Origin of the sequence: Salinivibrio sp. PR919, assembly GCF_001995355.1 — a bacterium.
Classification (GTDB): Bacteria; Pseudomonadota; Gammaproteobacteria; order Enterobacterales; family Vibrionaceae; genus Salinivibrio; species Salinivibrio proteolyticus.
Genome location: NZ_MUFL01000130.1, coordinates 1 through 5,306, shown reverse-complemented (window position 1 = coordinate 5,306; position 5,306 = coordinate 1). Strand labels below are relative to the sequence as shown.

3 protein-coding genes are annotated in these 5,306 nt (G+C 47.9%); all 3 read left to right on the top strand.

Annotated elements, in window-relative coordinates; translation table 11 throughout:
* Positions 1 to 190 precede the first annotated feature (190 nt).
* Positions 191 to 796, top strand: a complete 606-nt coding sequence (locus BZG83_RS15750; RefSeq protein ID WP_077481964.1) for a DUF6151 family protein — start codon at positions 191 to 193, stop codon at positions 794 to 796.
* A 162-nt stretch (positions 797 to 958) separates the two neighbouring features.
* Positions 959 to 3,703 (top strand): aconitate hydratase AcnA, encoded by a 2,745-nt coding sequence (acnA, locus tag BZG83_RS15745; RefSeq protein WP_077481962.1) that lies wholly within the window; start codon positions 959 to 961, stop codon positions 3,701 to 3,703.
* Between the two features lie 143 nt (positions 3,704 to 3,846).
* Positions 3,847 to 5,306, top strand: a 1,460-nt coding sequence (locus BZG83_RS15740) for an LTA synthase family protein (RefSeq protein WP_131825109.1), incomplete at its 3' end; no start/stop codon positions are given.

Here is a 5,306-nt window from a genome sequence, read left to right as displayed (position 1 = left end):
CTGCATAGTTGGTCTATTGCCCTATTTTAGAAGGTGGAAATGGGACAAAAATGTCACGAAAAGTTGCCATTCTGCGTAATTCAGAGGAATTTCATGTTCAGATAGCGTTATAAATCAAACACTCTGCATCGATTTTTTTGCTCATCCTCTACACTGTAAAGACACGCTTTGATGCGCGGGAGAGGATAGAATGACAAGGTTGAATATCCAGTGTGCTTGTGGCCAAGTGGCGGGAGAAATTATTGATGCACAACGCAGTCAGCGTTGCGTTTGTTACTGCAAAGACTGCCAAGCATTCGCTGAAAAACTGGGTTACCATACCGAGCTAAGGCCCGGTGGCGGCACAGAAATCCTACAAATCACGCCAGCGCAGTTACGCGTGTACCGAGGGCGAGATAAGCTTTCCTGCGCGAGATTATCCGAAAAAGGGCTTTATCGCTGGTACGCGAGCTGTTGCCATACACCGATAGCGAATACGATTAGCGCAGCTATCCCTTTTATCGGCATTATTAGTAGTTGTTATCACATCGAAGGGGATAACGAAGAAGAAATTGGCCCTGTTCGTTGGTACGTGCAAGGTCAAGACGCACGTTCCCCCATCCCAGAAAAAAATGTCCACCCTCGCTTTCCGCTTAGCTTAGTGATCAGAACCGCCCTCCGCATTGGCTGGGCACGTTTACTCGGTCACCATCGTCCCAACGCTTTCTTCGATCGCCAAGGTCAGCCACGCGGCGTTGTTTACTATCCGCAAGACGCGATGATCGCCAAACCCGATAAACAGGCTCACCCTGAATAAAAAGGTTTCAGCGATGGCAGTTATCGGCCACACGATAGTAACTAAGCTTTAACTAAATCAATCTCGCATTTACAATAGTGCTGTAAAAACAAGCAATCCCCCGAGCGAGGTGTCCTTATCTACCTCGCTTCTACTCACAATAACGGACTTGGGGAGGCACCCGTGAGCAACACATCTCATTCCAATAGCCAAGACAGTTTCAACACGCGACGTACCCTACACGTCAATGGTGAAACCTACGATTACTTTCGTCTCGATGCATTGTCTGATCAATTTAATATCAGCCGCTTGCCCTACTGCCTAAAAGTGCTGCTTGAAAACTTGCTGCGCAAAGAAGACGGTAAGAATGTATCGGCAGAGGACATCAAAACCCTTTGCCAGTGGCAAGCTGATGCTGCCGGTAAAGATCAAGTAAACTTCACCCCTGCACGTGTCGTGCTTCAAGATTTCACTGGCGTACCTGCCGTGGTGGATCTCGCAGCCATGCGTGCCGCCATGCGCGATTTAAAAGGCGATCCAGCCAAAATTAACCCGCTTGGTGCGGTTGATCTTGTCATCGACCACTCGGTCATGGTGGATGACTACGGCAATCCTGACTCCTTGCAGAAAAATACCGAGATTGAGTTCGAACGAAACAGCGAGCGTTACCAATTTTTACGTTGGGGTCAGCAAGCCTTTTCGAATTTCCGCGTCGTCCCCCCCGGCACGGGGATCGTACACCAAGTGAACCTCGAGTATTTAGCCCCGGGAGTATTAGTGGAAGCGCAAGGCGGCAATAAGCTAGCCATGCCAGACACACTAGTGGGCACTGACTCACATACCACTATGATCAACGGCTTAGGTGTGCTTGGCTGGGGCGTGGGTGGTATCGAAGCGGAAGCGGCGATGCTCGGCCAGCCTATCACCATGCTCATTCCTGAAGTGGTCGGCTTTGAGCTTAAAGGCGAGCTACCTGCGTCTGCCACTGCAACTGACTTGGTACTCACCGTCACTCAAATGCTACGCGAGCGCGGCGTGGTGGGTAAATTTGTTGAGTTTTATGGCCCCGGTCTCGCCAAATTGCCGCTTGCGGATCGCGCAACCATTGCCAATATGGCACCCGAATATGGTGCAACCTGTGGCATCTTCCCGATTGATGAAGAAACGCTAAGCTACATGCGCCTAACAGGACGCACCGACGATCAAATCACGCTGGTCGAAACCTATGCCAAAGCACAGGGCTTGTGGCGCGATGATGATGCACCGGTGGCTGATTATAGTGACACACTCCATCTCGACCTCGGTGATGTGGTTCCAAGCCTTGCCGGCCCCAAACGCCCGCAGGATAGAATTGCATTAACCGATGCCAAAACCCAATTCGATCAGCTGTTGGAAAAAGAGCAAGCGGCAGCAAATAACCTGATCGCCAGTTTTGCCAGTGAAGGCGGGCAAACTGCGGTCGATAACCCCAGTGTGCGCGAACAAGGCGATACTCAAGTCAAGTATAAGGGAGAAACATTTACACTTGAGAACGGGGCCGTCGTCATCGCAGCAATTACTTCCTGCACCAACACCTCGAACCCTGCCGTGCTTGTTGCTGCTGGGCTGGTGGCAAAAAAAGCACGCGAGCTTGGCTTAAAAACAAAACCGTGGGTGAAAACCTCGCTTGCGCCAGGATCACAGGTTGTCCCTGCCTATTTAGAGAATGTGGGGTTACTCGAGCCTCTGGCTGAGCTTGGCTTTAACATCGTCGGCTTTGGCTGTACTACCTGTATTGGTAACTCAGGGCCATTACCAGAGCCTATCACTGAAGCCATTCGCGCTGGCGACTTATTGGTGACTAGCGTGCTGTCCGGTAACCGTAATTTTGAAGGCCGTATTCACCAAGATGTAAAAGCCAACTATTTAGCCTCACCCCCGCTTGTCGTGGCTTATGCACTGGCGGGTAATATGAATGTCGATGTCCTTAAAGAGCCATTAGGACAGGATAAAAACGGTAAGCCGGTCTACCTCAACGACATTTGGCCAACGCCACAGGAAGTCGCGCAAACCATTCAGACAGCAATGACCGACGGGCTGTACCAAGACAAATACGCGGACGTGTTTGCCGGCACAGACGCTTGGCGGAAACTGCCAGTCCCTGAAGATGAGATTTACTCATGGCCAGACTCCACCTACGTTAAAAAACCAACGTACTTTGATGGCATGACCATGGCGCTCCCCGAGATGAAACCCATCAAGGGCGCACGCTGTGTGGTGAAAGTGGGCGACTCTATTACGACTGACCATATCTCACCTGCAGGGGCGATAAAACCAGATAGCCCTGCAGGCGAGTATTTGAAGTCCAAAGGCGTTGAGCCAAAAGATTTCAACAGCTACGGCTCACGCCGAGGTAATCACGAGGTGATGGTACGTGGCACCTTTGCCAACGTGCGCTTAAAAAACCAAATGGCGCCGGGCACCGAGGGCGGTATGACGACTTATTTGCCCACCAATGAACAAATGAGTATTTACGACGCTGCGCAGCGTTACCAAGCGGACGGCACGCCACTCGTCGTCCTTGCGGGTAAAGAGTATGGGACAGGGTCAAGCCGTGACTGGGCCGCCAAGGGCACCAACTTGCTGGGTATCAAAGCCGTCATTGCTGAAAGCTTCGAGCGTATTCACCGCTCTAACTTAGTGGGCTTTGGCGTGTTGCCACTGCAATTTAAAGAGGGTGATTCCGTTGAATCACTTGGATTGGATGGCACAGAAGTGTTCGACTTTGAGGAGATCAACGGCGAACCCTCTACCCTCAAGGTTCGTGCAGTTCGGGATGATAAAACCATCGAGTTTGACGTCAACGTCCGCATCGACACTGCAGTTGAGTGGGATTACTACCGCCATGGCGGTATTCTCCACTACGTGCTGCGCCAACTCGCCAGCTAGTACTAGCATCGCTACCACAAAGGCCCCGCGGGGCCTTTTTTGTTATCTACCCCACAGCTTAAAGGCGTCTCAGGCAACCCAATCATGACAGCGAGCTAAACAGTGTTATAGTGAAAACTATATATAAAGTATAAGTATAAGGTATGTATCAATATCGCTTTCGTTTTTTATTTATAATGAGTTTTCGCTATATATTGCCAGGGCTTGCCATTCTCACTCTTGGGCGGCTGGCATTATTGTGGTTTGTGAATACTGACATCGAACTCGACATACGCGTTCAAGATCTACTTAGGGCATTATGGGTTGGATTCAGATTTGACGCAAAAATAGTAGCTATAGGTTTTGCTCCATTGATACTCGCTGGCTTATTAAGCCTCACCTCGGCACGTTTTTTCCAAAAAATAACAAAAATCTCGAGTTGGTATGCGACTGTCATCTATGCCTTAATGATCCTAGCCTCTGCAATAAATGTTTACTACTTTTTAGCATATGGTAACCATCTTGATGTATTCCTATTTGGTTTGTTTGACGATGATAGTCAAGCAATCATGGATACGCTTTGGCAAAGCTATCCATTATTATCAGGTATTACAGCCACAATTATTATCGCATTTTTTCTCGGGCATACTTTTTGTATAAAATACAATTCATACAACTCATACAACTCAAATGAACGTTACCAATCCCTGTCAATAAGATCACATATCATGTATTGCATGGCGATAGCAGCGTTTGTTGTTGCTTATTTTATCGTCGCTCGCGGTTCGATAGGATCACTACCACTTAAACGCTATCATGCTAGTGTATCCGAGCTGCCATTACTAAATGCAGCAGTTCCCAATGCTTTTATGGCTCTTGATTGGGCACGGAGTGATTATCAAAAACAAGAGATCCTCTCCTCGATAGAAGAAAAAGAATTAAGAGAACAAATGTTTGCTGTGCTTGGTAAATCCACTCCCTTTGAAAGAACATTAAATAACGACTATTTAAAAAATAACCCGCCTCATGTCGTTATGACTTTGATGGAAGGCATGGGGATGAATATGTTGGTTGAGGATAATAAAGAAACTAATGATTTATTGGGAAGGCTACGCCCTTACTTCCAACAAGAATTCGTTTTTACGCGTTTCTTAGCCAGTACTTCTGCCACTATTGATAGCATCGTCATGATGCTCTTTCACAGTGACATCCCCACAATAAGCCACTCAACTTATAGTGCAAAACCTCTGTCAGATAGTGCCATAGAACCTTATGAGCGTGCAGGATACCAAACCATTTTTATCTATGGTGGCAATGCAATGTGGAGAAATCTATCACGTTACCTTCCGTTGCAAGGATTTGATCACGTTTACGACGAAAACACAATTATCGATACATTCCCCGCAGCGAAAAAAAGTGCCGGGACATGGGGAGTCGCAGATGAATATACTTTCAAGTTAGCACAAAAAATTCTTGAAGAAGCATCCAAACCAACCTTTATCTATATAATGACGGTGACGAACCACTCCCCTTTTTATGTGCCAGATAACTATCAAGCGAAGCCAGTCGCTGCGAGCCCACGATTAAAAAGTCGAGTCCATGGTGAAACAGTTGAAGTAAGTAC

What these genes read in the sequence shown, in the direction of transcription:
- BZG83_RS15750 (WP_077481964.1), top strand. Translation starts at nt 191, where the DNA reads ATGACAAGGTTGAATATCCAGTGTGCTTGTGGCCAAGTGGCGGGAGAA.